The organism is Streptomyces vulcanius, assembly GCF_042653945.1.
GTDB classification, from domain to species: domain Bacteria; phylum Actinomycetota; class Actinomycetes; order Streptomycetales; family Streptomycetaceae; genus Streptomyces; species Streptomyces mangrovi.
Genome location: NZ_JBHSFK010000038.1, coordinates 65,691 through 90,272 on the forward strand (window position 1 = coordinate 65,691; position 24,582 = coordinate 90,272).

Below are 24,582 nucleotides of genomic sequence, written 5' to 3' on the forward strand. Positions count from 1 at the left end.
ACGATGGAGGGGAGGAGGCGACGCCATGACCCCCAGCACCGCCGAACGCCCGCAGATGCCCATCGAGGACTTCGAGGACCTCGCCGCAGCAGCCCCTGAGCATGTGCGGCTCGAATTCGTCGACGGCCGGGTCCGCACCAGGGATCCGCTCAGCGTCGAGGACTTCGAGGAACTGGACCGGCGGGCGCCGGAGACCGTCCGGCTGGAGTACGTCAATGGAAAACTAGAGGTCAAGGCAATGCCGGACGGCAAGCACCGTTCGATTTACATGTGGCTGGTGCGCCAGTTCCTGCTCCACCGTCCCGATCTTGACCTCGCTCCCGAATCCGGCGTCAAGGCCGAGGCATACCGCAAGGGTCGTGCTCGGACCGACGCGGCACTCGCACCGGTGGATCACTTCATCGACGACGGCGAATGGTCCGACACCGCGGGGATTCTGATGGCCCTCGAAATCACGTCTCACGACCGTGACACCAACCAACGCGACCGCATCGACAAACCCGTCGGCTACGCGGAGGCCGCCATCCCCGTATACCTCCTCGTCGATCGCGACAACAACACAGTCGTCGTGTACAGCGAGCCCAAGGACAGCCGCTACCAGCGGATCGACTCCTACGCTTGGGGAGCCACGGTCGAGCTCCCGCCCCCGGTGAGCATCACCCTCGACACCGAGCCGCTCAAGAAGTACGCCGACTGACGAACCCGTCAGTGGTCCCCCCGGGCGTTGAGCCGAGCCGCCTGGCGGGTCAGGTGGTCGCGTTCCGCCAGGTTGGGGGCCTTACTCGCCGCCTCGGCGTACAGGCGGGCCGCCGTCGGCAGGTCGCCGTCGCGTTCGTGGAGGTAGGCCGCCACCGCGGTGTGGCGGGGGAGCGACTCGTCCAGCGGCGCCAGGGCCGCGAGACCGGCGCGTGGTCCGTCGGCCTCGCCGACCGCCACCGCGCGGTTGAGGCGGACGACCGGGCTGTCGGTCAGCCGGGCGAGCTCGTCGTACCACTCCACGATCTGCACCCAGTCGGTCTCCTCGGCGGTGGGCGCGTCCGCGTGGAGGGCGGCGATGGCGGCCTGGGCCTGGAACTCGCCGAGGCGGTCGCGGGCCAGGGCCCTGTGCAGGATTCCGATGCCCTCGGCGATCGACACCGTGTCCCACCGACCGCGGTCCTGCTCGGCGAGCGGCACCAGACTGCCGTCGGGCGCGGTCCGGGCGGCGCGCCGGGCGTGGTGGAGCAGCATGAGGGCGAGCAGCCCGGCCACCTCGGGGTGGTCGATCGCGGCCGCGAGCTGCCGGGTGAGCCGGATGGCCTCGGCGGCGAGGTCGACGTCGCCGGAGTAGCCCTCGTTGAAGACCAGGTAGAGGACGCGCAGCACGGTGGCGACGTCGCCGGGCCGGTCGAACCGCACGCCGTTGACGGTGCGCTTGGCCCGGCTGATGCGCTGCGCCATGGTCGCCTCGGGTACCAGGTAGGCGCGGGCGATCTGGCGGGTGGTCAGCCCGCCGACGGCGCGCAGCGTGAGCGCGACCGCGGACGACGGGGTGAGGGACGGGTGGGCGCAGAGGAAGTAGAGCTGGAGTGTGTCGTCCGTCGCGGGTGCGGGCCCGGGTGCCGGCTCCTCGTCGACGAGATCCTCACGCCGGCGGCGGGAGGTGTCCGCCCGGCTCGCGTCGAGGAACTTGCGCCAGGCCACGGTGACCAGCCAGCCCTTCGCATCCCGCGGAGGGTCGGCCGGCCATACGCGGACCGCCTCGACCAGCGCGTCCTGCACGGCGTCCTCGGCCGCCGCGAAGTCGGCTCCGCGGCGGACGAGGATGCCGAGCACGCTCGGCGTGAGGCTCCTCAGCAGGACCTCGTTCACCTCAGCGGTCACTCCGTGACCGTGGGCTGCACGCCGTAGAACGGGCGCAGCTCCAGCCACTCGTGGATCGGCTTGCCGCCCGCGCCGGGGGCGGCCGACAGTTCCCCGGCCAGCTCGACGGCGCGCTCGTAGTTGTCGACGTCGATCACCATCCAGCCGGCGATGAGGTCCTTGGTCTCGGCGAACGGGCCGTCGGTCACGGGCGGGCGGCCCTCGCCGTCGTAGCGGACCCAGGTCCCCTCGGGGGCGAGCGCCTGGCCGTCGACGAACTCGCCGGTCGTCTCCAGCCGGGCCGCGAAGTCGTTCATGTACTGGATGTGGGCCGAGATCTCCTCCGGCGTCCACTTGTCCATGGAGACGTCGTTGACCGCGGCCGGGGCGCCTCGGTAGTGCTTGAGCAGCAGGTACTTGGCCATGGTGGTTCTCCTCGGTGCCGGTGCGACCCCATTGTGGTCGCGTTCACCCCGGGGACGGAGCGGGCCACGGGTTCTCGACATCGCCGGGATTTTTTCTCGAAGAGTTTCTGGAAGGGTTTCTCGCGGAGCCCTTCAACGCCCGAGGGCGGTACCCCCCGCGTCAGCAGGGAGTACCGCCCTCGGTAGGAAACCCGAGCCCGGAAATCAGGCTCAGAAGTCCATGTCACCGCCGGGCATGCCGCCGCCGGCCGGGGCCGCGGCCTTCTCCGGCTTGTCGGCGATGACGGCCTCGGTGGTGAGGAAGAGCGCGGCGATGGACGCGGCGTTCTGCAGGGCAGAGCGCGTGACCTTCGCCGGGTCGATGATGCCTTCCTTGACCAGGTCGACGTACTCACCGGTCGCGGCGTTCAGGCCGTGTCCGGGGGTCAGGTTGCGCACCTTCTCCACCACGACACCGCCTTCGAGGCCGGCGTTGATGGCGATCTGCTTCAGCGGGGCCTCGAGCGCGATGCGCACGGCGTTGGCGCCGGTCGCCTCGTCACCTTCGAGGTCCAGCTTCTCGAAGACGGAGGACGCCTGGATGAGCGCGACGCCGCCACCGGCGACGATGCCCTCCTCGACGGCCGCCTTCGCGTTGCGGACGGCGTCCTCGATGCGGTGCTTGCGCTCCTTGAGCTCCACCTCGGTGGCGGCACCGGCCTTGATGACGGCCACGCCGCCCGCGAGCTTCGCCAGGCGCTCCTGGAGCTTCTCGCGGTCGTAGTCCGAGTCGCTGTTCTCGATCTCGGCGCGGATCTGGTTGACCCGGCCGGCGACCTGGTCCGAGGAGCCGGCACCGTCGACGATGGTGGTCTCGTCCTTGGTGATGACGACCTTGCGGGCCTTGCCCAGGAGGTCCAGGGTCGTGTTCTCGAGCTTGAGACCGACCTCCTCGGAGATGACCTCGCCGCCGGTGAGGATGGCGATGTCGTTCAGCATCGCCTTGCGGCGGTCGCCGAAGCCCGGGGCCTTGACCGCGACGGACTTGAAGGTGCCGCGGATCTTGTTGACGACCAGGGTCGACAGGGCCTCGCCCTCGACGTCCTCGGCGATGATCAGCAGCGGCTTGCCGCCCTGCATGACCTTCTCCAGGAGCGGGAGCAGGTCCTTGACGTTGGCGATCTTGGAGTTCGCGATCAGGATGTACGGGTCGTCGAGGACGGCCTCCATACGCTCCATGTCGGTCGCGAAGTAGGCCGAGATGTAGCCCTTGTCGAAGCGCATGCCCTCGGTGAGCTCGAGCTCCAGACCGAAGGTCTGCGACTCCTCGACGGTGATGACGCCTTCCTTGCCCACCTTGTCCATCGCCTCGGCGATGAGCTCGCCGATCTGGGTGTCGGCGGCGGAGATGGAGGCCGTGGAGGCGATCTGCTCCTTGGTCTCGACATCCTTCGCCTGCTCGAGCAGGGCACCGGAGACAGCCTCGACGGCCTTCTCGATACCGCGCTTGAGGGCCATGGGGTTGGCGCCGGCGGCTACGTTGCGCAGGCCCTCCTTGACCAGGGCCTGGGCGAGGACCGTCGCGGTGGTCGTACCGTCACCGGCGACGTCGTCCGTCTTCTTGGCGACTTCCTTGACCAGCTCGGCGCCGATCTTCTCGTACGGGTCCTCGAGCTCGATCTCCTTGGCGATGGAGACACCATCGTTGGTGATCGTGGGGGCGCCCCACTTCTTCTCGAGGACGACGTTGCGGCCCTTGGGGCCGAGCGTCACCTTCACGGCGTCCGCGAGCTGGTTCATGCCGCGCTCGAGGCCGCGCCGCGCCTCCTCGTCGAACGCGATGATCTTGGCCATGTGAAGTGGTCCCTCCAGGACTGGGGGTGATTCCTTCGGACCGCGCCCGCGCCCGCGACGGACGGCTCGCATGCCCCGTGGTTCCTTGCCCCACCTGGCCTGCGGGCCTCACCGACTCGGTCCTTCTTTGTCACTCTCACCTTCAGAGTGCTAACGCCAATGATTAGCACTCGGCATGGTCGAGTGCAAGCGCCTCTCACAGATGCGAGGCGCCGGGCGACCGGACCCGGGCATGCTGAAGGGCCCGTGCCCCGGGAGGCACGAGCCCTTCGGTGAAGAACAGAAGAACGACGCTGTCAGTCGGCGCGTGCTTCAGCCGGTCGCCAGCCGGACCATGTCCGCCTGCGGCCCCTTCTGGCCCTGCGAGATCTCGAAATCGACCCGCTGACCCTCTTCCAGGGTGCGGTAACCGTCCATCTGGATGGCGCTGTAGTGGACGAAAACATCCGCACCACCGTCGACCGCGATGAAGCCGTACCCCTTCTCCGCGTTGAACCATTTGACGGTGCCCTGAGCCATGCCTAACTCCCCTATTACTGGCCCTTGCACAGATCCACACTTCGCGGATCCGGGTCAGACCTCACCCCCCAGCTGGTTGGGGGCGTGCGCCGGAACGCGTCGACCGCGGCCGAATGTATCTGTCCAACTGCCGTCTGCAACAGGTCAGTCGGACGAGAATTCTGGACGCGCGGGATCCGGAATGTGGCGAGAATTCGCCTGAATTCAGGGCAAGTCGGGCCCCATAAAAGCCACAAATGCCGCGCATGAGACATGCACTTTGGCTACTTCTTGTCGGCTGTAAGGCAGAAATCAAAGGCGCCAGAACCGGGGTGCTGGACCGGGTTCCCCAACTGTACCTCGTTCAACCTCACTGAATTGCCCCCTCCGCTTCTCTCACGGAGGGGGCAATTCGATGAACGCTCGGTAATCACTGTTACCGACGGTTACTACCGGCGGGTAGTAATCCAGGGATCAGCCGCCCGCGACAGCCGGGATGATCGAGACGCCGGCGCCGTCCGGAGTCGCCGTGTCCAGTCCCTGCTCGAAGCGGACGTCGTCGTCGTTGACGTACACGTTGACGAACCGCCGCAGCTTGCCCTGGTCGTCCAGGACCCGGGCGGCGATGCCCGTGTGGTTCTTCTCCAGGTCGGCGATGACCTCGCCGAGGGTCGCGCCCTCGGCCGTCACCTCGGCCGCGCCGCCGGTGTAGGTGCGCAGGATGGTGGGGATGCGGACGTTGACGCTCATGATGCGAGGCCAGCCTCTCGGAAGGAGTCGAGGTTCGGGCGGATCGTCGCGGTGAGGCCGGTACCGGCCACCGCGTCCAGGGTCTTCAGGCCGTCGCCGGTGTTCAGGACGACCGTGGTCTTCGTCGGGTCCAGCAGACCGTTCTCGATCAACTTGCGAGTGACCCCCACGGTTACCCCGCCGGCGGTCTCGGCGAAGATGCCCTCCGTCCGGGCGAGCAGCTTGATCGCGTCGACGATCTGCTCGTCCGTGACGTCCTCCACGGCCCCGCCCGTGCGCCGCGCGATGTCGAGCACGTACGGACCGTCCGCCGGGTTGCCGATGGCCAGGGACTTGGCGATGGTGTTCGGCTTCTGCGGGCGGACCACGTCGTGCCCCGCCTTGTACGCGACGGACACCGGGGAGCACCCCTCCGCCTGCGCGCCGAAGATCTTGTACGGCCGGTCCTCGACCAGCCCGAGCTTGATCAGCTCCTGCAGACCCTTGTCGATCTTCGTGAGCTGGGAGCCGGAGGCGATCGGCACGACCAGCTGGTCCGGGATCCGCCAGCCGAGCTGCTCGCAGATCTCGTACGCCAGGGTCTTGGACCCCTCCGCGTAGTACGGCCGCAGGTTGACGTTGACGAAGCCCCAGCCCTCGCCCGCCGAGTCGCCGATGAGCTCGGAGCAGAAGCGGTTGACGTCGTCGTAGTTGCCCTCGATGCCGACGAGTTCACCGCCGTAGACGGCGGCCATGACGACCTTGCCCTGCTCCAGGTCGTGCGGGATGAACACGCAGGAGCGGAAGCCGGCCCGGGCGGCGGCGGCGCCGACCGCGCCGGCGAGGTTGCCGGTCGAGGAGCACGACAGCGTCGTGAACCCGAACGCGCGGGCGGCCTCGATGGCCTGGGCGACGACCCGGTCCTTGAAGGAGTGGGTCGGGTTGCCGGAGTCGTCCTTCACGAAGAGCTTGCCGGAGTCGACGCCGAGTTCACGGGCGAGGTTGTCGGCCTTGACGAGCTGGGTCCAGCCGGGGTTGATGTTGGGCTTGTCCGCCACGTCCGCCGGGACGGGCAGCAGCGGCGCGTAACGCCAGATGTTCGCGGGTCCCGCCTCGATGCGCTTGCGGAGCTCCTCCGTTTCGTAGGCGGAGAAGTCGTACGCGATCTCAAGGGGGCCGAAACACTCCTCGCAGGCGAAGAGGGGCCCGAGGGGGACGCGGTGCCCGCACTCCCGGCAGCTCAGCGCCGCGGCGGGACCAAGGTCGACGGTCTTCGTGGAGTCGGTTGCAACAGTCTGCGCAGCCATGTGAGGGGAGGCCCTTTCTCCTCATCTTCCTCACGACGCACCTCGCCGTGAGACGGATTTGGCACCTTCCCGAGCCGGGAGCCTCACCACATCTACGTGGTCAGACCGGCTGGAGGGTTGCCGGGGCTTCATCGGGCCGTGTCCCTCTGCCCCTCTGGATGAGCGGTATGAAGTTGTTGATCTCATTGAACGCTGAACGACCCCGGACATGCGATGGTCATCCGCGTTGTTCAAGACTGTAACCGAAGGCCACCACAGTTGAGATAGTCGTCCGAACCGCGAGATGTACACGCGTTGTACCGCGAGATGTGAGGAGCCGCAGACTGTGCTGGAAGAAGCCGAGCGCTGGCTGACGACCCGCTCCTGGTCCCTGACCGACCGCCCGCTGCACCGGATACTCGCCGCCAAGCGCGCCACGGGCCAGTCGGTGTCCGTCGTGCTGCCCGCGCTGAACGAGGAGGAGACGGTCGGTGACATCGTCGCCGTCATCCGTCACGACCTCATGCAGCAGGTACCGCTGGTCGACGAGCTGATCGTCGTCGACTCCGGGTCGACCGACCGTACGGCCGCGGTCGCGGCGGCGGCCGGGGCCCGGGTCGTCCACCGCGACACGATCCTGCCCCGCCTCCCGGCCGTGCCCGGCAAGGGCGAGGTGCTGTGGCGCTCCCTGCTCGTCACGCGCGGGGACATCGTCTGCTTCATCGACGCCGATCTGCGGGAGTTCTCCTCGGACTTCGTCTCGGGCATCGTCGGCCCGCTGCTCACCGACCCGGGCGTGGCCCTCGTCAAGGGCATGTACGACCGTCCGCTCGCCGGCGCGGCGGGCCAGGGCGGCCGGGTCACCGAGCTGATGGCCCGCCCGCTGCTCAACATGCACTGGCCGCAGCTGGCCGGCTTCGTGCAGCCGCTGGGCGGCGAGTACGCGGCCCGCCGCAGCCTGCTGGAGCAGCTGCCGTTCCCGGTCGGGTACGGCGTGGAGCTGGGGATGCTGGTCGACGCGCTGCACCTGGTGGGGCTGAACGCCCTCGCCCAGGTCGACGTCGGTGTGCGCAAGCACCGCCACCAGGACGGACAGGCGCTCGGCCGGATGGCCGCGGCGATCTACCGCACCGCCCAGCTCCGGCTGGCCCGCGGCCATCTCGTCCGCCCCGCCCTCACCCAGTTCGAACGCGGCTCGGACGGCTTCGAGCCGCGCACCTACTCGGTGGACACGGAGGAACGGCCGCCGATGGCGGAGATCGCGGAGTACGCGTCGCGCAAGGTCGCGTAACACGGTGAACGGGCCGTATACGGGCCCTCCACACACCGCGACCGTACGTTTGAGCGTTTCCGGACCGGGCTAGGTTGAGGGCTATGGCTACCACCGGTGGAGCTGCTCAGGTGCTGGTCGCGTCGAACCGCGGCCCGGTCTCGTACGAGGTGCGGGAGGACGGCTCGCTGCGCGCGAAACGCGGCGGCGGCGGGCTGGTCTCCGGCCTGTCGGCGATCGGACCGGACGCGGGCGCCCTCTGGGTCTGCTCGGCGCTGTCCGACGGCGACCGGGAGGCGGTCCGGCGCGGGGTCGGCGAGGAGGGCGTGCGCATGCTGCCCATCCCGGCGGACATCCACGCCGACGCCTACAACGGCATCGCGAACTCCGTGCTCTGGTTCATCCACCACCTCCTCTACCAGACCCCGCTGGAGCCCGTCTTCGACGCGGAGTTCCGGCGCCAGTGGGCGTCGTACGAGACGTACAACCGCGCGTTCGCGGAGGGTCTCGCGGAGGAGGCGGCGCAGGGCGCGGCGGTCCTCGTCCAGGACTACCACCTGTGCCTGGTGCCGGGGATGCTCCGCGAGCTCCGCCCCGACCTGCGCATCGGCCACTTCTCCCACACACCGTGGGCGCCGGTGGACTACTTCGCGCTGCTCCCCCAGGACATCCGCGAGCGGCTCCTGCACGGCATGCTGGGCGCGGACCGTCTGGGCTTCCTCACCCGGCGCTGGGCGGACGCGTTCACCGCGTGCTGCGCCGAGTTCGCCGACAGTGCGGGCAAGACGCAGGTCGGCGTGCACGGACTCGGTGCCGACGCCGACTTCCTGCGCGAGCGCTCGCACCGGCCGGACGTCGAGGAGCGGATGGCCGCCCTCCGCGAGGAGATCGGCGGCGAGGGCGACCGGAAGACGATCGTCCGGGTCGACCGTACCGAGCTGTCCAAGAACATCGTGCGGGGCCTGCTGGCCTACGGGCAGCTGCTGGTGGACCACCCCGAGTGGCGCGAGCGCGTCGTCCACGTGGCCTTCGCCTACCCCTCCCGCCAGGACCTGGCCGTCTACCGCGACTACATGGCGGAGGTACGGCGGGTGGCGACCGAGATCAACGAGACGTACGGCACCCCCGGCTGGACCCCGGTCGTCCTGCACCTGGAGGACGACTTCGCCCGCTCCCTCGCCGCCTACCGCCTCGCGGACGTCGCCCTGGTCAACCCGGTCCGGGACGGCATGAACCTGGTCGCCAAGGAGGTCCCGGTCGTCTCCGACGAGGGCTGCGCGCTGGTGCTGTCCCGGGAGGCCGGCGCGTACTGGGAACTCCGCGAGGACGCGCTCGTCGTCAACCCGTACGACATCCTGGAGACCGCCCGCGCCCTGCACGAGGGCCTCACCATGAAGCCGGAGGAGCGCGCCGAGCGCACCGAGAAGCTGGCGGCGGCTGCGACGGCACTCCCTCCGGCCCGCTGGTTCCTGGAGCAGCTGGAGGCCCTCCAGGATCTTCCGGGCCCTCAGGCGAGCTGAGCGGCCAGCTCCCGCAGCAGTCCCACGACGCCGGCGGGGCCGTCCACGACGAGGTCGGCGCGGGCGGACACCTCGGTGACCTCGTTGCTGCCGCTGCACACGAGCAGGCCGGGGACGCCGTCCTCGCGGAGCTTCTCGACGGCGGCGAAGGCCGGGAGGTCGCCGAGGTCGTCGCCGGCGTAGAGGACGCTCCGGGCGCCGGTCTCGCGGACGTGGTCCAGCAGCGCCACTCCCTTGTCCATGCCCGGCGGGCGCAGCTCCAGGACCAGCCGGCCCGGTTCGACGATCAGGCCGTGACGGGTGGCGAGGTCGGTGAGGGGGCCGCGGAGGGCGTCGAAGGCGGCCTGGGGTGCGGTGGCGCGGCGGGTGTGGACGGCGACGGCCCGGCCGCCCTTCTCCTCGACCCACACACCGGGGTCCTGCCCGTCGAGGAGGGCGGACAGCTCGGTGCGGACGGCCGCGATGCCGGGGTGCGGGGGTGGGGCGGTGACGGCGCCTGTGCGGGCGTCCCAGCGTTCGGCGCCGTAGTGGCCGAGGACGGTGAGGTGGTCGAGGCCCTTCGCCCCGGCTCCGGCGAAGCCGGCGTTGCGTACGGCGACCTCGGCGGGGCGCCCGGTGATCACCGCGACGGCGGCGACCTTCGGGGCGAGGGCGGTGAGCGCGGGGAGGGCGTCGGGGTGGGCCCTGGCGTCCTCGGGGTTCTCGACGATGGGTGCGAGGGTGCCGTCGAAGTCGAGGGCGATCAGGGTGTGGGAGGGATCGGCGAGGATCGCGTCGAGTGCCTCACGGCCGGCGGGGGTGGTGGGGGTGCCCATGTCTCGACCCTAGCGATCGGGCACCCCTCAACGCTCCCCCCGACGGGACTCCCGCACCCTTCTCAGCCTGTTCACCGTCACCGGGTCGTGGGCCAGGGCCCTCGGGTCGTCGAGGAGGGCGTTGAGGAGTTGGTAGTAGTGGAACGGGGAGAGGTCCAGTTCCTCGCGGATCGCTCGTTCCTTGGCGCCGGGGCCGGAGAAGCCCCGGCGCTCCAGGGCGAGGACCGCCTGCTCCCTCGCCCCCAGCTGTTCCTGCATGGACCGCACGGTACCTCCGGCCACTGACACCCGCTCAGTCCCCGGCGGCGATGTCCGCCTTCCCGGCCGCCGTCTGGAGGTCGCCCAGCACGGTGGCGGGGTCGCCGCCCGGGGCGACGGCCTGGCCGATCTGCTTCTTGATCAGTGCGCTGACCTGCGCCCAGGAGGTCCGTCCGACGGGGTACGTCTCGGAGAGCGGGAGTTCCTCCAGGAACGGCTTGAGGTCGGCGTCCTCCTTGGTCGTGCTCATGACCTGGGAGGCGGAGGCGGTGGCCGGCAGCAGGTCGTACTCCCGGGAGAAGTCGAGCACGTTCTCGTCGCTGTAGACGAAGTCGAGGAAGTCGCCGATCTGCTTGGCGTGGCCGTTCTTCCGGAAGGCCATCATCCAGTCGGCGACGCCCATGGCGATCTTGCCGGGCTCGCTGCGCCCGGGCATCGGGACCATGCCGAACTTCACGCCCTTCTGCTGGGCCGCCTTCATGAGGGACGGGTGGCCGTTCAGCATGCCGACCTCACCGGCGGTGAACGCGGCGAACGCGGCGGCCCGGTTGAGTTTGCCCGGCGCGACCGGCCCGGTCAGGCCCTTGTCGACCAGCTTGTCCTTGAGCCAGCCGAACGTGTCGATGTTCTCGGGGGAGTCGATGCTGTAGCTGCTGAGGGTCTGCGGTGTGTAGCCGCCCCCGCCGCTGAGCAGCCACTGCATGGCCTCGGCCTGGGCCTCCTCGGGCCCGAGGGGGAGGGCGTAGGGGTACTTCACGCCCTTGTCCTTGAGCACCCGCGCGTCCTGGGCGAGTTCGGCCCAGGTGGTCGGCGGGGTGAGGCCGGCCTCGGCGAACAGGGTCTTGTTGTAGAACAGCAGCCGCGTGGAGGAGGCGAACGGCATGCCGTACTGGATGCTCCGCACCTTGCCCGCCTCGGCGAGCTGCCGTACGAAGTCGGCCTGGACGGTGACGGAGAGCAGTTCGTCGGCCTTGTACAGCTGGTCGGCCGCCGCGTAGTCGGAGTAGGCGCCGATCTGTGCCATGTCGGGCGGACTGCCCGCGTCGACCATCGCCTTCACCTTGGCGTCGACGTCGTTCCACGAGTAGACGGAGACGTCGACGGTGACGTCCGGGTGGTCCTTCTCGTACGCGTCGACCAGCTCGCCCCAGTACTTCTTGCTGCTGTTGGCGTCGCTGTCGCCGTAGTCGGCGGCGACGAGTCTGAGGGTGACGTGCCCGGACCCCTCGGTCAGTCCGGTCAGTCCGCATCCGGACAGGAGCGCGGCCATACCCAGCGCGGAACCTGTCCGAATGATGGACAAATGATTGCTCATGCCAATGGGTCCGTATTCGGAGTAGGTCAGTAAGGTCCACACCACATAAGAGGACTAGACCTCTTATGTGTCTCTTGGGGCGGCACGGTACCCCCAAGACACGTAAGTGGACTAGACCTCTCGCGGTTCCGGGGGTCACACTGTTCCCGTGAGACATGTCATCGCCCTCGACGTGGGCGGCACCGGGATGAAGGCCGCACTGGTCGGGGCCGACGGCACCCTGCTGCACCAGGACCGCCGCCCCACCGGCCGCGAGCGCGGCCCGGACGCCGTGGTCGCCGGCATCCTCGACTTCGCCGCCGAGCTGCGCGCGTACGGCGTCCAGTACCTCGGCGGACCGGCTGCCGCGGCCGGGGTCGCCGTACCGGGCATCGTCGACGACGCGGCCGGCGTCGCCGTCTACGCGGCCAACCTGGGCTGGCGGGACGTACCGCTGCGCGACCTGCTGACCGCCGCCCTCGGCGTCCCGGTGGCCCTCGGCCACGACGTGCGCACCGGCGGCCTCGCCGAGGGGCGCGTCGGCGCGGGCCGGGGCGCGGACCGGTTCCTGTTCGTCGCGCTGGGCACCGGCATCGCGGGCGCGATCGGCGTGGACGGCCGGGTGGAGGCGGGCGCGCACGGCTCCGCGGGCGAGATCGGCCATGTCGTCGTACGGCCCGGCGGGGCCCTGTGTCCCTGCGGGCAGCGCGGCTGTCTGGAGCGGTTCGCGTCGGCGGCGGCGGTGAGCGCGGCGTGGGCGGCGGCCTGCGGTGATCCGGAGGCGGACGCGGCGGACTGCGCGAAGGCCGTCACGTCCGGGGACCCGAACGCCGTCCGGGTCTGGCAGGAGGCCGTGGACGCCCTGGCCGACGGCCTGGTCACCGCGCTCACCCTGCTGGACCCGCGCGTCCTCGTCATCGGCGGCGGCCTCGCGGAGGCGGGGGAAACCCTGTTCGCACCGCTCCGGGACGCCGTCCGCAGCCGCATCACCTTCCAGAAGCTCCCGGCCATCGTCCCGGCAACCCTGGGCGACACAGCAGGCTGCCGCGGCGCCGGCCTCCTGGCCTGGGATCTCCTCAACCACACCGACAGCATGGAGGTAACACCCTGATGGCCACCCCCCCAGGGGCGCGGGGAACTGCGCAAAAGACCACGACGCACCCGCAGGTACTCACCGGCGCAAAACTCGTACTGCCGACCGGCACGGTGACCGACGGCCGCCTCACGATCGACGGCACCAAAATCGCGGCCGAAGCCCCGCAGGGAACCGCCGAGGTGGTCAACCTCAACGGCTGGCTGCTCCCCGGCTTCGTCGACATCCACAACCACGGCGGCGGCGGAGCCTCCTTCTCCGGCACCGCGGACGACATCGAAACAGCCATCCGCACGCACCGCGCCCACGGCACCACCACCCTCGTCGCCTCCACCGTCACCGACGACATGGACATCCTGGTCCGCCAGGCGGGCCTGCTGAGCGAGTTCGCCGAGCAGGGCGACCTCGCCGGGATCCACTTCGAGGGCCCGTTCATCTCGCCGTGCCGCAAGGGCGCGCACTCCGAGGCGCTGCTGCGCGACCCGGACCCGGCGGAGGTCCGCAAGCTGGTGGACGCGGCGCGCGGCTGGGCGAAGATGGTCACGCTCGCGACCGAACTCCCGGGCGGCCTGGACTCCGTACGGCTGCTCGTCGAGCTCGGTGTGATCGCGGCCGTCGGGCACACGGACGCGACGTACGAGCAGACGGCTCAGGCCGTCGACGCGGGCGCCACGGTCGCCACCCACCTCTTCAACGCGATGCCCGTGCTCGGCCACCGCTCCCCCGGCCCGATCGCCGCGCTCCTGGAGGACGAGCGGGTGACGGTCGAGCTCATCAACGACGGCACCCATCTGCACCCCGCCGCCCTGGAGCTGGCGTTCCGTCACGCGGGCGCGGACCGGGTCGCGTTCATCACGGACGCCATGGGCGCGGCCGGGGTCGGAGACGGCCGCTATCTGGTCGGCCCGCTGGAGGTCGAGGTCAGCGAGGGCGTGGCGCGGCTGGTGGAGGGCGGTTCGATCGCGGGCTCGACGCTGACCCTGGACCGCGCGTTCAAGCGGGCGGTGACGATCGACCGGCTGCCGGTGGCGGACACGGTCGCGGCGCTCTCCGCCAACCCGGCCCGCCTGCTGGGCCTTTACGACACCGTCGGTTCCCTGGAGCCGGGCAAGGACGCCGACCTGGTCCTGCTCGACGAGAACTTCGACCTCAAGGGCGTGATGCGCAAGGGCACTTGGGTAGTGGATCCCCAACTGGGCTGATTAGTCTGGGCACAAGTCAGCCGGGGGAGGTCGACGAGGTGATCCTCACCGTCACACTGAACGCTGCGCTCGACCTGACGTACCACGTGCCGGCTCTCCGCCCGCATGCCACGCACCGGGTGACCGACGTGGCGCAGCGCCCCGGCGGCAAGGGCCTGAACGTCGCCCGCGTGCTGGCCGCCCTCGGCCACGAGGTGACGGCCACCGGCTTCGCGGGCGGCGCGACGGGCGCTGTGGTACGCCAACTGCTCGGCGCCGTACCGGGTGTCACCGACGGGCTGCTCCCCGTCTCCGGCCCGACCCGCCGCACGGTCGCCGTCGTCGACGCCCTCTCCGGAGACACCACCCAGCTCAACGAGCCCGGCCCGCTCATCACACCGGCCGAGTGGTCCGCCTTCCAGGAGGCGTACGAGGGGCTGGTCGCCGACGCCGACGCGGTGGCCCTGTGCGGCAGCCTGCCGCCCGGGGTGCCGGTGGGGGCGTACGCGGCACTGATCCGCTCGGCGCGGGCGGCGGCCGTACCCGTACTCCTGGACACGAGCGGCGAACCGCTGCGCCGGGCCGTGGCCGCCCGCCCGGACGTCATCAAGCCGAACGCCGCCGAACTGGCCGAACTCACCGGCTCCCACGAGCCGCTGAAGGCGACCCAGGACGCCCGCCGGCGCGGCGCCCAGGCCGTGGTGGCCTCCCTCGGCCCCCAGGGCCTGCTCGCGGCCACCCCGGAGGGCCGCTGGCACGCCACCCCACCGGCGCGCCTCCCCGGCAACCCCACAGGCGCCGGCGACGCGGTCTCCGCGGGCCTGCTCTCGGCCCTGGTCGAAGACCTCCCCTGGCCGGCCCGCCTCACCCGAGCGGTAGCCCTGTCGGCGGCGACGGTCCTGTCCCCGACAGCGGGCGACTTCGACCGGGCGGCCTACGAGGAACTCCTGGCGCGAGTGTCGGTGACGGCGGCGTGAGAGCTTTGCAACCCTCACCGGATATGCCCGCCTAGCAATTTGGCCGAGAAACGCCCTTTCCCCTCATGTCAGCCGGATGATCAGATGATCACTGTTCGCTACATCGACCAATAGCGAAAGATATAGGGGGAACCTGATATGAGCGCACTCAAGAAGAGCCTGACGACGGTGGCTCTGACCGGCGCGTTGCTGGGCGGCGCGTTCGCCACACCAGCTGCGGCGGCTGATCCCAATACCTGCCCGACAGGGAAGGTCTGCGGATGGTCGGGGACGAACAGGACTGGAACCAGGACCGTCCTCTCCGTAACGCCGGGTTGCTATCCCTTCACCACTGCCCGGTCCGTCTCGAACCAGACGTCCTATGACATTGAGTTCTGGCACATCACCCCGGGCACCGGCTGCGGCGTCGGCACCCGGCTAGTCACTCTGCATCCGCGCACCTACTCGGACAACCCCGGTTCCACCGTCACGGGGATCGCAGTCTACGGGAGGTAAAACCGCGGCCTTTACGGGCCGTTGACGGTCCGCCGGATCTACCGGCGGACCGTTTGACTGTCAGGTCCTTATTCCAGCCATAGCTGGTCGAAGAGTGCGTCGCACTGGTTGCCCTGATTACAGGCAATCTCGATGACGTTGGTCCCCTTGTTCAGGGTGACCGGAGCCCATGTGCTCTGCCAGCCCTTTTCATAGTTCCCCTTCGGGGAGCCGATGAAGTTCTTCAAGCCGAGTGGCTGGCTGTTTGCTTGGCCGTTCACCGACAGCGTGGCATTGGCATCGGCACCGGGAATGCTGTAACGCGCGTACAGCCGGAAGTCTCCTGCCTCTTGGATGCCGCTGACCGTCCAAGTCACCTTGGCTCCGACGTGGTTGAAGCCGTTCACGTAAACCCCACCGTCAGCTTTCGCGCCCTTCACCTCCGAGGTCAAAGAGGTGCCGCCGTCGAGGCGGAGTGCCTTCGCGTCGGTTTTGGGGAGTTCACCCGAAGCCGATACCGAACTGGTGCTCGAGGAGCTCGGGGAGGCGCTCTGGGACTGGGGCGCGGAGGCGGAGGGGTCGCCGCTCGCCTTGTTGTCGTCGGAGCCGCCCTGGGACATCGCGATGGCGATGCCGATCACGACCGCCGCGACCACCGCGACCGCGCCGATGAGGAGCCCCTTGGTATTGGGGCCCCGGCCGCCGCCGCGCCCGCCGGGCGCCGAGTGCTGACGCGAGGGGGTCTCGGGGGCCGCGTAGTTCGCGTTCGGCTGGCCGAAGGCGCCGTGCTGCTGCGGCACCTGGCCGTAGGGGGCCGTGGGAGCCTGCTGGGCGGCCTGCTGGCCGCCGTAGGTGCGCTCACCGACGGCACGCACTCTGCTGACCGAGTTCGGGTAGCCGTAGCCACCGCCGGAGGGCGGCTGAGCGCCGTTGGCCTGGCCGTCGGCGTAGAGGTAGCCGAACGGGTCGTCGTCCTCGGGCGTACTCGCGCCGTTGTTGCCGGGCGTCATCGGCGTCGTACTCCTCAACAGGTGCGGGGCTGATGCAATACAGGGGTAATGCAAGTGTTCAGGGTGGCGAGCCTACCCGCTCCCGGTGCCCCAAACGGGTGACTCGGATCGCATCAGGCGGCTGAGCAGGCCCTCATCCCGCACGTCTGTGCTGTTTGGGACGAGATCGTTTCTCGACGTACATCCGTTCGTCGGCGGACTTCAGCACCTCGTCGGCCGTCATCCCGCAGTGTGCCCACCCGATGCCGAAGCTGGCGCCCACCCGGACCGCCCGCCCCTCGGCGCGGATCGGCTGGATGATCTCGTTGCGCAGACGTACGGCGAGGTCGGCGGCGTCGGCGCGGCCGAGCCCGTCGGCGAGGATCACGAACTCGTCGCCGCCGAGCCGGGCGACCGTGTCTCCGTCGCGGACGGCCCGCGAGAGGCGCCGGGCGACCTCGATGAGGACCGCGTCGCCCGCGTTGTGCCCGAAACGGTCGTTGATCGACTTGAATCCGTCGAGGTCGCAGAAGAGGACCGCGAGCCCCTTGGCGCCGTCGTCGCGGGGGGTGTCCTCGGGGGCGGCGGTGTGGACGTGGTGGTCGTACCCCTCGTACGACTCGACGCCCCCCGGCCGGTAGTCGAAGCCGTGGCCGTTGGCGTCGAACGCGGGATGTCCGTAGGCCTGGTCCATGGCGTCGACGGCGACGGCGGCGGGGTGGGTCGACTGAGGGCGCTGGCATATTCGCGCGGACAGCCGCGAGCGCAGCTCGGCGGAGTTCGGCAGGCCGGTGAGGGAGTCGTGCGAGGCGCGGTGGGCGAGCTGGAGCTCGCGGCGCTTGCGCTCCTCGATGTCCTCGACGTGCGTGAGGAGGAAGCGGGGCCCGTCGGCGGCGTCGGCGACGACGGAGTTGCGGAGGCTGACCCAGACGTATGTGCCGTCCCGCCGCCCGAGCCGCAGCTCGGCCCGGCCGCCCTCCGCCGAGGTCCGCAGCAGGGTGCCTATGTCCTCGGGATGGACGAGGTCGGAGAAGGCGTAGCGGCGCATCGCGGAGGCGGGCCGGCCGAGCAGGCGGCACAGCGCGTCGTTGGTCCGGAGGATGCGTCCGTGCTGGTCGCCGCCCATCTCGGCGATGGCCATGCCGGAGGGGGCGTACTCGAAGGCCTGCCGGAAGGACTCCTCGCTGGCACGCAGTGCCTGCTGCTCACGCTCCAGCCTGACCAGTGCCCGCTGCATATTCGCACGTAGACGCGCGTTGCTCAGCGCGATGGCGGCCTGGAAGGCGTACATCTGGAGCGCCTCGCGCCCCCACGCGCCGGGCCGCCGGCCGTTGCGCGGCCGGTCCACGGACAGGACGCCGATCAGTTCGCCGCAGGAGCCGCCGCCGGGCACCGGGGGCATGAACATGGGCGCGAAGAGGCGGTCCGACGGATGCCACTCGTCCTCGAAGCGGGGCGCGGGCCCGTCGGTGTACCACTGCGGGACGTCGTCGTCGTCGAGGATCCAGCCCTCGGTGTGGGGTATGAAGACCAGGTCACCCCAGGTCTCCCCCATGTTCAGGCGCCGTTCCCAGGACTCTCTCGAGCCCACCCGGCCGGTGATCAGAGCCTCGGCGGCGGGGTTCCCGGCGAGCGCGGCGACCACGAGATCACCGTCGGGGCGCACGAGGTTGACGCACGCCAGTTCATAGCCCAGTGCGGTGACCACGCCGTCGGCGACGGTCTGCAGCGTGTCGGCCAGGCTGCGGGCCGTGTTCATCTCGGCCATTACCTGGTGCAGCTGTCGCAGGGACCCAAGTTGGACGTACGGCTCCGACTCGGTCTCCATGCTTCGCCCTCCCCCCGAGACTTCGCAGCGAATCAAGGGTTGTCTTCGGCGTAACGTGTTTCTGTCGTTTCTGTCTGCCACTGATCTGTCTGCCACTGAATCACAGCGCGCTGCCCACTCGGTACACAGGGTCAACAATTCATGCCCCTTGTGACTCAAGTCACAGATGAACGTGAACATTTGAGTGGGGTTTCTGCGTTTTCCCTGTGTGTTTCCTGAACGGGTCGGGCAGATAGGAAATCCACCGGAGTCGTTCTGCGGTCGTTCCGGAGACCTACGCCCCTACGCGGACCCTTACTCGGACCGGAGTCCGATGCGGGGCGCGCGAGGTGGACACTACCGTTCCCGGCGTGGCTTCCGACGTACTGAAGACGATCCCCGACCCCAGGCATGCTGTGGGGGTGAGCAACGACGAGTTCCGCGCGGTCATGTCCCGGCTGGCCGGCGGCGTGGTCCTGGTGACCGCGCAGGAGGCGTCGCTCGACCCGGACGACCCCGCGGCGCCACCCGGCGAGTACGCCGGAATGACGGCGACGGCGTTCCTCTCGGTCTCCCTGGACCCGCCCCTGGTCCTGGTCAGCCTGCGCACGGGCTCCCGCATGGACGACCTGCTGGACGAACAGCCCCTGTGGGCCGTCTCCGTGCTCACCGAGAGCCAGCGGCACATCGCGGGCCGCTTCGCGATGAAGGGCCGCCTCAGCGACCGCCTGCTCTTCGAGGACATCCCGTACGTCCCCGGCGAGGCGACCGGGGCGCCTCTGGTGGGCGGCGCGCTGGGCACCCTGGAATGCCGAACGGAACAGCGGGTTCCGGCGGGCGACCACACGCTGGTGCTCGGCCGCGTACTGACCGCTCGGATGCCGAGCGCGGAAGGCGGACCGCTCGTCTATTTCCGGGGCGGGTACCGGCAGTTGGGCTGAGCCGGAAATTGGGTGGACCGGTCCGATTGGCCGTCCTACGTTGCGCGGATGCAGCTGGAAGAAATCACCTCCGCGAACCTGGACGCCGCTCTCGCCGTCAAAGTCCGCCCCGAGCAGGAATTCGCAGTCGCACCTGTGGTGAAGTCGTTGGCGGAGGCGTATGTCCACCCCGGCGTCGCCTGGCCCCGCCTGATCGTGAATGAAGACCGCGCGGTCGGTTTTCTTATGGCCTTTTTCGACATCGACTGGAAGGGCGACGGAAGCGTGTTCCGGTCCGGCCTGTGGCGGCTGAACATAGCCGCCGGCGAGCAGGGCCGCGGCTACGGCCGTTTCGCGGTGCGATCGGTCGCAGCCGAGATCCACCGCCGCGGCGGCACGGAGTGCTACGTCACCTGGGAGGAGGGCGAGCAGGGCCCGGCAGGCTTCTACCTGGGCCTGGGCTTCCATAGGAACGGGGAGACGAGCGGGGGGGGGCAGACGGTGGGGGTGTTGGGGGTGGGGTGAGGGGCGCCCGTGGCCGGGGAAGCCGGGAGGCAGGTCGCGCACGGCTCGGTCGGACGGACGGGGCGGGTCGGGTCGGGTCGGGGCGCACGGCTCGGTCGGGCAGACGGGCGGCCGGGTGGTCGGGGCGGGCAGCTCAGGCGGCCTGTCGGCCGAGTCGTGCGGGCCGGAACGCCGACGCTCGCGGAAGTGCGGCACGCGCGCGTGGTGAGCGGCCCGACCTGAACCGGCCGACCTGGACTGGACGGGCCAACGGGCTGGCGGGCTGGCGGGCTGGCGGTCAGCGCACGAGCCGGTCGGATCGGTCGGCACGGTCCGGTCGGTCCCGTCGGTCGGCACGGTCCGCACGGTCGGATCGGTCGGCGCGGTCGGACCGGTCGGATCGGTCGGCGCGGTCGGACCGGTCGGCGCGGTCCCGGCATTCCTCCAGGAAGTCCAGCAGGCGCAGGTGGTGGCGGCGGGCGGTGTGGCCGAGGCTGATGTTGTGCCCGGCACCCGGCTCGTGGTCGACGCGGACCGGTGCGGTGAGACAGCCGGTGAGTTCGCGCACGGCCGGGGCGTCCCAGGCCCACAGGCGCTCGTACTCGGCGAAGGTGAACCGCACCGGGACCCGGATCCGGCGGGCCACGTCGGCGTACCGCACGGGCCAGCCGGGGATCTCCGCGGCCTCCCGGCGCGGCACGGCCGACACGAAGCCGCGCGCCAGCCGGAAGGTGTCCGGCGGATACAGCGTGAGGGGCCCCCAGTGCAGCCGGGGGTCGGGGCGGCGCCCCAGCGAGGCGAGCCGCTCGGGCGAGACGGCCCACCGGGCGCCGACGCCGGAGACGTCCACCCCGAGCAGCCCCTCCTCCGCCCGCGCGGACGCCGCGGTGGTCAGCGCGACCTTGCCGCCCATCGAGTGCCCGACGAGCAGAAACCCCTCCCCCGTGCCGTGCCCGGCGGCCACGTACGCCCGCAGCGCGGCCCGCACGAACACCGCCTGCTCGGCGAGGCACAGCCCGTGCGGCAGCCGACGCGCGGACCCGCCGTACCCGGGCCGGTCCAGGGCGAGCGCGGCGTACCCGGCGTCGGCGGCGAGGGAGAGCAGCGAGGTCGAGGCGTCGGCCTGTCCGTGGAAGTACCCGGCGGCCATCCCGCTCCCGTGCAGCGCGACGATCACGGCCCGGGGCGGGACGCCGTCCGGGGGCAGTGCGAGAAGGCCGGTCATCGGAACGTCACCGACGAGGAGCTCGATGGACCGGACCGGGGAGGCGGGCGGTGAGGCGGGCGGGGCGGCGACGGCCGTACTCGCTTCCGGGACGAACTCTGACAACTCTGACATCGTTGTCGTCTCCCTCGGCTACTGGGCTCCTCGAAACGCGCTCCGCACAGCGTCTCGCGGATCGCGGAGGTGTGCACGTCAGGGAAGCCGGAGCCGGCACCGGGAGGCCTCAGGACCAGTCGCGGCCGTTCCTCCCCCGCTTGGTCTCGGACCGCTGCTTCTTCTCCCGCAGCCGCCGTTCGTTGATCCCGCGCGGGATCCGGGTCGGCCGGCGCGGCTTGGGCGGCGGCGCGGTGGCCTCGGCGAGGAGCGCGGCGAGCCGTACGGCGGCGGTCTCGCGGTTGCGCCACTGGGACCGGTGCTCGGAGGCTCGTACGCTGATGACACCGCCGTCGACGAGCCGCCCCGCGAGCCGTTCCAGCGCCCGCGCCTTCCACACCTCGGGCAACGCCTCGGTGTGCGCGAGGTCGAAGCGCAGTTCCACCTGGGAGTCGCTGGTGTTGACGTGCTGCCCGCCTGGCCCCGAGGACCGCGAGAAACGCCAGATGAGCTCCGCCTCGGGCAGGGCGACGGAACCGCGGATGACATGGGGACCGGACATGCCGTACATGTTCCCGCGTCTGTCCGGTCCACGTCACCCCAATATCGCCGACCGTCGTGACGCGCCTGGTCGCACTTGGTAAAGAAAGTAAAGACACGGGACGCGGCGGGGAACCTTGGACACCCTTGCCTGCGTTCATAGGGATAGCTGTAGCTTCGTGCCCGCAGGAAGCTACGTACGACTCCGCACGAACCGAGGGAAGGACTCCCAACCATGGCTGTAAGCCTGTCCAAGGGTGGCAACGTCTCGCTCACCAAGGAGGCCCCGGGCCTGACCGCCGTCACCGTGGGCCTCGGCTGGGACGTCCGCACGACCACCGGCACGGACTTCGACCTCGACGCCTCCGCGATCGCGGTCAACCCCCAGGGCAAGGTCTACTCCGACGGCCACTTCGTCTTCTTCAACAACAAGCAGACCCCGGACCAGACCATCGTCCACACCGGCGACAACCGCACCGGCGAGGGCGCCGGCGACGACGAGGCGATCAACGTCAACCTGGCGGGCCTCCCCGCCGACGTCGACAAGATCGTCTTCCCGGTCTCGATCTACGACGCGGAGAACCGCTCGCAGAACTTCGGCCAGGTCCGCAACGCCTACATCCGCATCGTCAACCAGGCCGGCGGCGCCGAGATCGCCCGCTACGACCTCTCCGAGGACGCGGCGACCGAGACCGCCATGGTCTTCGGCGAGCTCTACCGCAACGGCGCGGAGTGGAAGTTCCGCGCCGTGGGCCAGGGCTACGCCTCGGGCCTGGTCGGCATCGCCCAGGACTTCGGCGTCAACGTCTGACGGACGACGCCGGGCACGAGGTGATCACCGGAGCCCCCGACCGCGCTACTGCCCGGTCGGGGGCTCCTCGCGCGTAAGAGGGCGCGCGGATAGGCGTGATGGTGGCACCCAGCCCGCCAACATGCCTGCGGCTACGAACGGCCCGTCCAGCACTCCGAAACCCTGATCGCTGGGCCTCCAAGGATTAGACCACAACCCTTTCTTCAGTGACCATTACCGCCACTGAATTCATATCGATGAACCTACTCTCGTCCGGGTTCACCAACTCCTTGTAATTCTTAGACGCGAAGAAGGCGTCGTGATCCGCCCAGCTTTCAAACCAGATTTCAGTGAGGCCGTCGTAGGCGGGGCTCGGATACCCTTCGGCGGGTACCGGGTGAGAGACGGTGTACTTCTTCACGTACTGCCGCGCTTCTGGAATGGAGGTGAACAACGGGGCGTGGCGATTTCGGTGATGCTCAACGAATTCCTCGAAGGTCATTCCATCGATACGGTTGATCATGAAAGCGAACTTGATCACGGACTTCTCCTTTTCGTGCTCGCGAACGCGAGAGGTCGGCAACCAGATGCCCTGGCGGCGGATCGCGAGCCATGGGGTTAACCTAAACGCTCACATCGATGTCAAGGGCAAGTCGCCGTGACCCAATGCACACGAGGGGTTGAGATGCGGATCGGTGAACTGTCCGCCCGGACAGGAGCAAGCCGTCGATCACTGCGCTACTACGAGCAGCAGGGCCTGCTGGTCAGCACAAGGTCCCCCAGCGGCCAGCGGTGCTACGACGATGATCACGTCCAGCGGGTGGCGCTGGTTCAGAGCTTCCTGGCCGCCGGAATGTCCAGCAGAACCATCGCTCAGATGGTCCCCTGCATGACGGAGCCCAACATGGACAGAGCCCGGGAAGCTTTGACCGCAATGAATCAGGAGCGAAATCGCCTTTCGTCCACAATAGACAGCCTGGCCGCCGCCAGAGCAGCACTTGATCACCTGATTGACGTAAATCGGAACTTTCTGGCGAACGTGGCGGATGACTAGGCCTCGGGCTGCCTGAATCAACATTCTTCCATGTCCATCAGTGAGCCTCGGCCCGATGCGCACGCAATTCGACGTTGCGGTCGGTCGCGGCGCTGTAGTCGCCGTGGGACCGGGCGTTCCGTCTGGCGACCACGAGGGACAAACAGACAGCACACCCCGGCTCGGCAACCGGCTCGGCCGGTAGCTCCCTCAGGCGATACCCCTGCGGCTTCGGTGTCGGCATGGCTGGCCTCCCCGGCTGGTCCGATCGATATAACGACCGTAGGGAGACAGCGCCCTACGGATCCACGATGTTGCACGGGATTGCACAGCAATCACCCGAGAGAGTTCATCGCACCCGTGATCAGCGTGCGGGCGTCCGCCCCGTACACGGCCGACTCGGCCAGTTCGGCGAATGTGTCGGCGTACTCGGCCACCTCGCTGGGCTGAGTGAGCGTGAGGTAGCCGGAGACCAGCTCGACGTTGACCTGTGCCGAGTCGAAGATCCAGAACCCTTCTACCGGCATCCGGGAACGATCCGTGCGCATGGGAACCACACCCAGGCTGACACTCGGCAGCGTGCCGACCGTGAGCAGGTGGCCGAGCTGCCCGATCTGTACGTCGGGTCCGCCGGTCCCGTTCCGCAGGACCGATTCCTCTACCAGGAACGCGAAGCGCCGGTCGCCTTCGTACAGCACACGCTGGCGCTCCATACGGGCGGCCACGGCTTCCGCCACGTCGTCGACCTCGACCCGGCGGCGCTGGACGGCGCGCAGAACGGCCTCGGTGTAGCCGTACGTCTGGATCAAGCCCGGGACCAGCCACGACGAGTACGAACGGAAGCGACGTGTGCGTTCGAACAGTGGAGCCCGCGCCTCCTGCGCCTGTCTCAGCCCCGTTCGTTCCATGCGTCGCCAAGCGATCCACATGCCTTCGACGCTCCGCAGCGAGGCGACCAGGTCGGAAGCCTGGTCCTGCGCGCCGCACGCGCGGCACCACGCCTGAATGTCATCCGCCGACGGGGGTGTGCGGGCGTTCATGATCCGGGACGACTTGGAGGGGTGCCAGCCGCAGCGCGCGGCAAGGTCTCGTCCGGACAGGCCGGCGTCCCGGCACAGCTCCGCGAGACGGTCCGCGAGAGCCTGCCGGGCCTGCTGGGCATTCGAAGAAGAAGAGGCAGTCATGG

General features: G+C 69.6%; 26 protein-coding genes and 1 riboswitch. Of the genes, 11 read left to right on the forward strand and 15 right to left on the reverse strand.

Annotated features, from left to right (window positions below; all coding sequences use genetic code 11):
• Nucleotides 1–25 precede the first annotated feature (25 nt).
• Complete coding sequence (locus ACFPIH_RS41725; RefSeq protein WP_381183148.1) at nucleotides 26–697, forward strand: Uma2 family endonuclease; 672 nt, start codon at nucleotides 26–28, stop codon at nucleotides 695–697.
• Nucleotides 698–705: 8 nt separating this feature from the next.
• On the opposite strand, the gene ACFPIH_RS41730 is transcribed toward ACFPIH_RS41725, so the two are convergent.
• From ACFPIH_RS41730 to thrC, 6 genes are all read right to left on the reverse strand, one after another.
• Nucleotides 706–1,851, reverse strand: a complete 1,146-nt coding sequence (locus tag ACFPIH_RS41730) for an RNA polymerase sigma factor (RefSeq protein WP_381183234.1) — start codon at nucleotides 1,849–1,851, stop codon at nucleotides 706–708.
• An 8-nt stretch (nucleotides 1,852–1,859) separates the two neighbouring features.
• Nucleotides 1,860–2,267, reverse strand: a complete 408-nt coding sequence (locus ACFPIH_RS41735) for a YciI family protein (RefSeq protein ID WP_381183150.1) — start codon at nucleotides 2,265–2,267, stop codon at nucleotides 1,860–1,862.
• Nucleotides 2,268–2,477: 210 nt separating this feature from the next.
• On the reverse strand, nucleotides 2,478–4,100 hold the full coding sequence (groL, locus tag ACFPIH_RS41740; RefSeq protein WP_381183152.1) for a chaperonin GroEL: 1,623 nt from the start codon (nucleotides 4,098–4,100) through the stop codon (nucleotides 2,478–2,480).
• A 312-nt stretch (nucleotides 4,101–4,412) separates the two neighbouring features.
• A complete protein-coding gene (locus tag ACFPIH_RS41745) occupies nucleotides 4,413–4,619 on the reverse strand; it encodes a cold-shock protein (protein ID WP_007493268.1) in 207 nt (68 codons plus the stop codon).
• A gap of 453 nt (nucleotides 4,620–5,072) precedes the next feature.
• A complete protein-coding gene (locus ACFPIH_RS41750) occupies nucleotides 5,073–5,348 on the reverse strand; it encodes a MoaD/ThiS family protein (RefSeq protein ID WP_381183154.1) in 276 nt (91 codons plus the stop codon).
• The gene (gene thrC, locus ACFPIH_RS41755) at nucleotides 5,345–6,634 is read right to left on the reverse strand and encodes a threonine synthase (RefSeq protein WP_381183156.1); all 1,290 of its coding nucleotides are present in this window, start codon (nucleotides 6,632–6,634) and stop codon (nucleotides 5,345–5,347) included. The genes ACFPIH_RS41750 and thrC overlap by 4 nt, the downstream gene beginning before the upstream one ends.
• An 18-nt stretch (nucleotides 6,635–6,652) precedes the next feature.
• A riboswitch (SAM riboswitch) is annotated at nucleotides 6,653–6,799 on the reverse strand.
• A 160-nt stretch (nucleotides 6,800–6,959) separates the two neighbouring features.
• On the opposite strand from thrC, the gene ACFPIH_RS41760 reads away from it, so the two are divergent.
• Together ACFPIH_RS41760 and ACFPIH_RS41765 are read left to right on the forward strand one after the other, a co-directional pair.
• A complete protein-coding gene (locus tag ACFPIH_RS41760; protein WP_381183158.1) occupies nucleotides 6,960–7,904 on the forward strand; it encodes a glucosyl-3-phosphoglycerate synthase in 945 nt (314 codons plus the stop codon).
• Between the two features lie 83 nt (nucleotides 7,905–7,987).
• Nucleotides 7,988–9,403, forward strand: a complete 1,416-nt coding sequence (locus tag ACFPIH_RS41765; RefSeq protein WP_381183160.1) for an alpha,alpha-trehalose-phosphate synthase (UDP-forming) — start codon at nucleotides 7,988–7,990, stop codon at nucleotides 9,401–9,403.
• Here ACFPIH_RS41765 and otsB read toward each other — a convergent pair.
• From otsB to ACFPIH_RS41780, 3 genes are read right to left on the reverse strand one after another with little or no spacing between them, the layout of a single operon-like run.
• Nucleotides 9,391–10,218 (reverse strand): trehalose-phosphatase, encoded by an 828-nt coding sequence (gene otsB, locus ACFPIH_RS41770; protein WP_381183162.1) that lies wholly within the window; start codon nucleotides 10,216–10,218, stop codon nucleotides 9,391–9,393. The two genes, ACFPIH_RS41765 and otsB, sit on opposite strands and share 13 nt — an antisense overlap.
• Before the next feature lie 27 nt (nucleotides 10,219–10,245).
• Nucleotides 10,246–10,476, reverse strand: coding sequence for a DUF3263 domain-containing protein (locus ACFPIH_RS41775; RefSeq protein WP_381183164.1), 231 nt, complete (start codon nucleotides 10,474–10,476; stop codon nucleotides 10,246–10,248).
• Between the two features lie 34 nt (nucleotides 10,477–10,510).
• A complete protein-coding gene (locus ACFPIH_RS41780) occupies nucleotides 10,511–11,791 on the reverse strand; it encodes an extracellular solute-binding protein (RefSeq protein WP_381183166.1) in 1,281 nt (426 codons plus the stop codon).
• A 148-nt stretch (nucleotides 11,792–11,939) separates the two neighbouring features.
• Here ACFPIH_RS41780 and ACFPIH_RS41785 point away from each other — a divergent pair, with 148 nt between their 5' ends.
• From ACFPIH_RS41785 to ACFPIH_RS41800, 4 genes are all read left to right on the forward strand, one after another.
• On the forward strand, nucleotides 11,940–12,881 hold the full coding sequence (locus ACFPIH_RS41785) for an ROK family protein (RefSeq protein ID WP_381183168.1): 942 nt from the start codon (nucleotides 11,940–11,942) through the stop codon (nucleotides 12,879–12,881).
• Entirely contained in the window at nucleotides 12,881–14,065 is a 1,185-nt protein-coding gene (gene nagA / locus ACFPIH_RS41790; protein WP_381183170.1) for an N-acetylglucosamine-6-phosphate deacetylase, read from the forward strand. Before ACFPIH_RS41785 ends, nagA begins: the two co-directional genes overlap by 1 nt.
• Nucleotides 14,066–14,103: 38 nt before the next feature.
• Complete coding sequence (locus ACFPIH_RS41795; RefSeq protein ID WP_381183172.1) at nucleotides 14,104–15,021, forward strand: 1-phosphofructokinase family hexose kinase; 918 nt, start codon at nucleotides 14,104–14,106, stop codon at nucleotides 15,019–15,021.
• 138 nt (nucleotides 15,022–15,159) lie between these two features.
• Complete coding sequence (locus ACFPIH_RS41800; protein WP_381183173.1) at nucleotides 15,160–15,516, forward strand: peptidase inhibitor family I36 protein; 357 nt, start codon at nucleotides 15,160–15,162, stop codon at nucleotides 15,514–15,516.
• A gap of 68 nt (nucleotides 15,517–15,584) precedes the next feature.
• On the opposite strand, the gene ACFPIH_RS41805 is transcribed toward ACFPIH_RS41800, so the two are convergent.
• The gene (locus tag ACFPIH_RS41805) at nucleotides 15,585–16,505 is read right to left on the reverse strand and encodes a carbohydrate-binding protein (RefSeq protein ID WP_381183175.1); all 921 of its coding nucleotides are present in this window, start codon (nucleotides 16,503–16,505) and stop codon (nucleotides 15,585–15,587) included.
• Nucleotides 16,506–16,638: 133 nt separating this feature from the next.
• Nucleotides 16,639–18,312 carry a diguanylate cyclase CdgB gene (gene cdgB / locus ACFPIH_RS41810; RefSeq protein WP_381183177.1) on the reverse strand — a complete coding sequence of 558 codons (1,674 nt, stop codon included), beginning with the start codon at nucleotides 18,310–18,312 and terminating at the stop codon, nucleotides 16,639–16,641.
• Between the two features lie 428 nt (nucleotides 18,313–18,740).
• On the opposite strand from cdgB, the gene ACFPIH_RS41815 reads away from it, so the two are divergent.
• Together ACFPIH_RS41815 and ACFPIH_RS41820 are read left to right on the forward strand one after the other, a co-directional pair.
• Nucleotides 18,741–19,232, forward strand: coding sequence for a flavin reductase family protein (locus ACFPIH_RS41815; protein ID WP_381183235.1), 492 nt, complete (start codon nucleotides 18,741–18,743; stop codon nucleotides 19,230–19,232).
• A gap of 48 nt (nucleotides 19,233–19,280) precedes the next feature.
• A complete protein-coding gene (locus ACFPIH_RS41820) occupies nucleotides 19,281–19,736 on the forward strand; it encodes a GNAT family N-acetyltransferase (protein ID WP_381183179.1) in 456 nt (151 codons plus the stop codon).
• A gap of 277 nt (nucleotides 19,737–20,013) precedes the next feature.
• Here the strand turns inward: ACFPIH_RS41820 and ACFPIH_RS41825 are convergent, their stop codons facing one another.
• Entirely contained in the window at nucleotides 20,014–21,054 is a 1,041-nt protein-coding gene (locus tag ACFPIH_RS41825) for an alpha/beta hydrolase (protein WP_381183181.1), read from the reverse strand.
• A 109-nt stretch (nucleotides 21,055–21,163) separates the two neighbouring features.
• Nucleotides 21,164–21,604: an alternative ribosome rescue aminoacyl-tRNA hydrolase ArfB gene (gene arfB, locus ACFPIH_RS41830; RefSeq protein ID WP_381183183.1), complete on the reverse strand. Its 441-nt coding sequence runs from the start codon at nucleotides 21,602–21,604 to the stop codon at nucleotides 21,164–21,166.
• Nucleotides 21,605–21,808: 204 nt separating this feature from the next.
• Here arfB and ACFPIH_RS41835 point away from each other — a divergent pair, with 204 nt between their 5' ends.
• Nucleotides 21,809–22,384: a TerD family protein gene (locus ACFPIH_RS41835; protein WP_005486352.1), complete on the forward strand. Its 576-nt coding sequence runs from the start codon at nucleotides 21,809–21,811 to the stop codon at nucleotides 22,382–22,384.
• Between the two features lie 184 nt (nucleotides 22,385–22,568).
• Here ACFPIH_RS41835 and ACFPIH_RS41840 read toward each other — a convergent pair whose 3' ends face one another.
• The gene (locus ACFPIH_RS41840) at nucleotides 22,569–22,904 is read right to left on the reverse strand and encodes an EthD domain-containing protein (protein ID WP_381183185.1); all 336 of its coding nucleotides are present in this window, start codon (nucleotides 22,902–22,904) and stop codon (nucleotides 22,569–22,571) included.
• Between the two features lie 144 nt (nucleotides 22,905–23,048).
• Here ACFPIH_RS41840 and ACFPIH_RS41845 point away from each other — a divergent pair, with 144 nt between their 5' ends.
• Complete coding sequence (locus tag ACFPIH_RS41845; protein WP_381183187.1) at nucleotides 23,049–23,417, forward strand: MerR family transcriptional regulator; 369 nt, start codon at nucleotides 23,049–23,051, stop codon at nucleotides 23,415–23,417.
• A gap of 314 nt (nucleotides 23,418–23,731) precedes the next feature.
• Here the strand turns inward: ACFPIH_RS41845 and ACFPIH_RS41850 are convergent, their stop codons facing one another.
• Complete coding sequence (locus ACFPIH_RS41850; RefSeq protein WP_381183189.1) at nucleotides 23,732–24,580, reverse strand: helix-turn-helix domain-containing protein; 849 nt, start codon at nucleotides 24,578–24,580, stop codon at nucleotides 23,732–23,734.
• Nucleotides 24,581–24,582: the final 2 nt, after the last annotated feature.

What these genes read in the sequence shown, in the direction of transcription:
- otsB (WP_381183162.1), bottom strand. Translation starts at nt 10,218, where the DNA reads ATGGGCACCCCCACCACCCCCGCCGGCCGTGAGGCACTCGACGCGATC.
- ACFPIH_RS41765 (WP_381183160.1), top strand. Translation starts at nt 7,988, where the DNA reads ATGGCTACCACCGGTGGAGCTGCTCAGGTGCTGGTCGCGTCGAACCGC.
- ACFPIH_RS41820 (WP_381183179.1), top strand. Translation starts at nt 19,281, where the DNA reads ATGCAGCTGGAAGAAATCACCTCCGCGAACCTGGACGCCGCTCTCGCC.
- ACFPIH_RS41800 (WP_381183173.1), top strand. Translation starts at nt 15,160, where the DNA reads ATGAGCGCACTCAAGAAGAGCCTGACGACGGTGGCTCTGACCGGCGCG.
- ACFPIH_RS41805 (WP_381183175.1), bottom strand. Translation starts at nt 16,505, where the DNA reads ATGACGCCCGGCAACAACGGCGCGAGTACGCCCGAGGACGACGACCCG.
- arfB (WP_381183183.1), bottom strand. Translation starts at nt 21,604, where the DNA reads ATGTACGGCATGTCCGGTCCCCATGTCATCCGCGGTTCCGTCGCCCTG.
- ACFPIH_RS41780 (WP_381183166.1), bottom strand. Translation starts at nt 11,791, where the DNA reads ATGAGCAATCATTTGTCCATCATTCGGACAGGTTCCGCGCTGGGTATG.
- ACFPIH_RS41735 (WP_381183150.1), bottom strand. Translation starts at nt 2,267, where the DNA reads ATGGCCAAGTACCTGCTGCTCAAGCACTACCGAGGCGCCCCGGCCGCG.
- ACFPIH_RS41850 (WP_381183189.1), bottom strand. Translation starts at nt 24,580, where the DNA reads ATGACTGCCTCTTCTTCTTCGAATGCCCAGCAGGCCCGGCAGGCTCTC.
- ACFPIH_RS41745 (WP_007493268.1), bottom strand. Translation starts at nt 4,619, where the DNA reads ATGGCTCAGGGCACCGTCAAATGGTTCAACGCGGAGAAGGGGTACGGC.
- ACFPIH_RS41750 (WP_381183154.1), bottom strand. Translation starts at nt 5,348, where the DNA reads ATGAGCGTCAACGTCCGCATCCCCACCATCCTGCGCACCTACACCGGC.
- nagA (WP_381183170.1), top strand. Translation starts at nt 12,881, where the DNA reads ATGGCCACCCCCCCAGGGGCGCGGGGAACTGCGCAAAAGACCACGACG.
- ACFPIH_RS41835 (WP_005486352.1), top strand. Translation starts at nt 21,809, where the DNA reads ATGGCTGTAAGCCTGTCCAAGGGTGGCAACGTCTCGCTCACCAAGGAG.
- ACFPIH_RS41725 (WP_381183148.1), top strand. Translation starts at nt 26, where the DNA reads ATGACCCCCAGCACCGCCGAACGCCCGCAGATGCCCATCGAGGACTTC.
- ACFPIH_RS41775 (WP_381183164.1), bottom strand. Translation starts at nt 10,476, where the DNA reads ATGCAGGAACAGCTGGGGGCGAGGGAGCAGGCGGTCCTCGCCCTGGAG.
- ACFPIH_RS41825 (WP_381183181.1), bottom strand. Translation starts at nt 21,054, where the DNA reads ATGTCAGAGTTGTCAGAGTTCGTCCCGGAAGCGAGTACGGCCGTCGCC.
- cdgB (WP_381183177.1), bottom strand. Translation starts at nt 18,312, where the DNA reads ATGGAGACCGAGTCGGAGCCGTACGTCCAACTTGGGTCCCTGCGACAG.
- groL (WP_381183152.1), bottom strand. Translation starts at nt 4,100, where the DNA reads ATGGCCAAGATCATCGCGTTCGACGAGGAGGCGCGGCGCGGCCTCGAG.
- ACFPIH_RS41815 (WP_381183235.1), top strand. Translation starts at nt 18,741, where the DNA reads ATGTCCCGGCTGGCCGGCGGCGTGGTCCTGGTGACCGCGCAGGAGGCG.
- thrC (WP_381183156.1), bottom strand. Translation starts at nt 6,634, where the DNA reads ATGGCTGCGCAGACTGTTGCAACCGACTCCACGAAGACCGTCGACCTT.
- ACFPIH_RS41845 (WP_381183187.1), top strand. Translation starts at nt 23,049, where the DNA reads ATGCGGATCGGTGAACTGTCCGCCCGGACAGGAGCAAGCCGTCGATCA.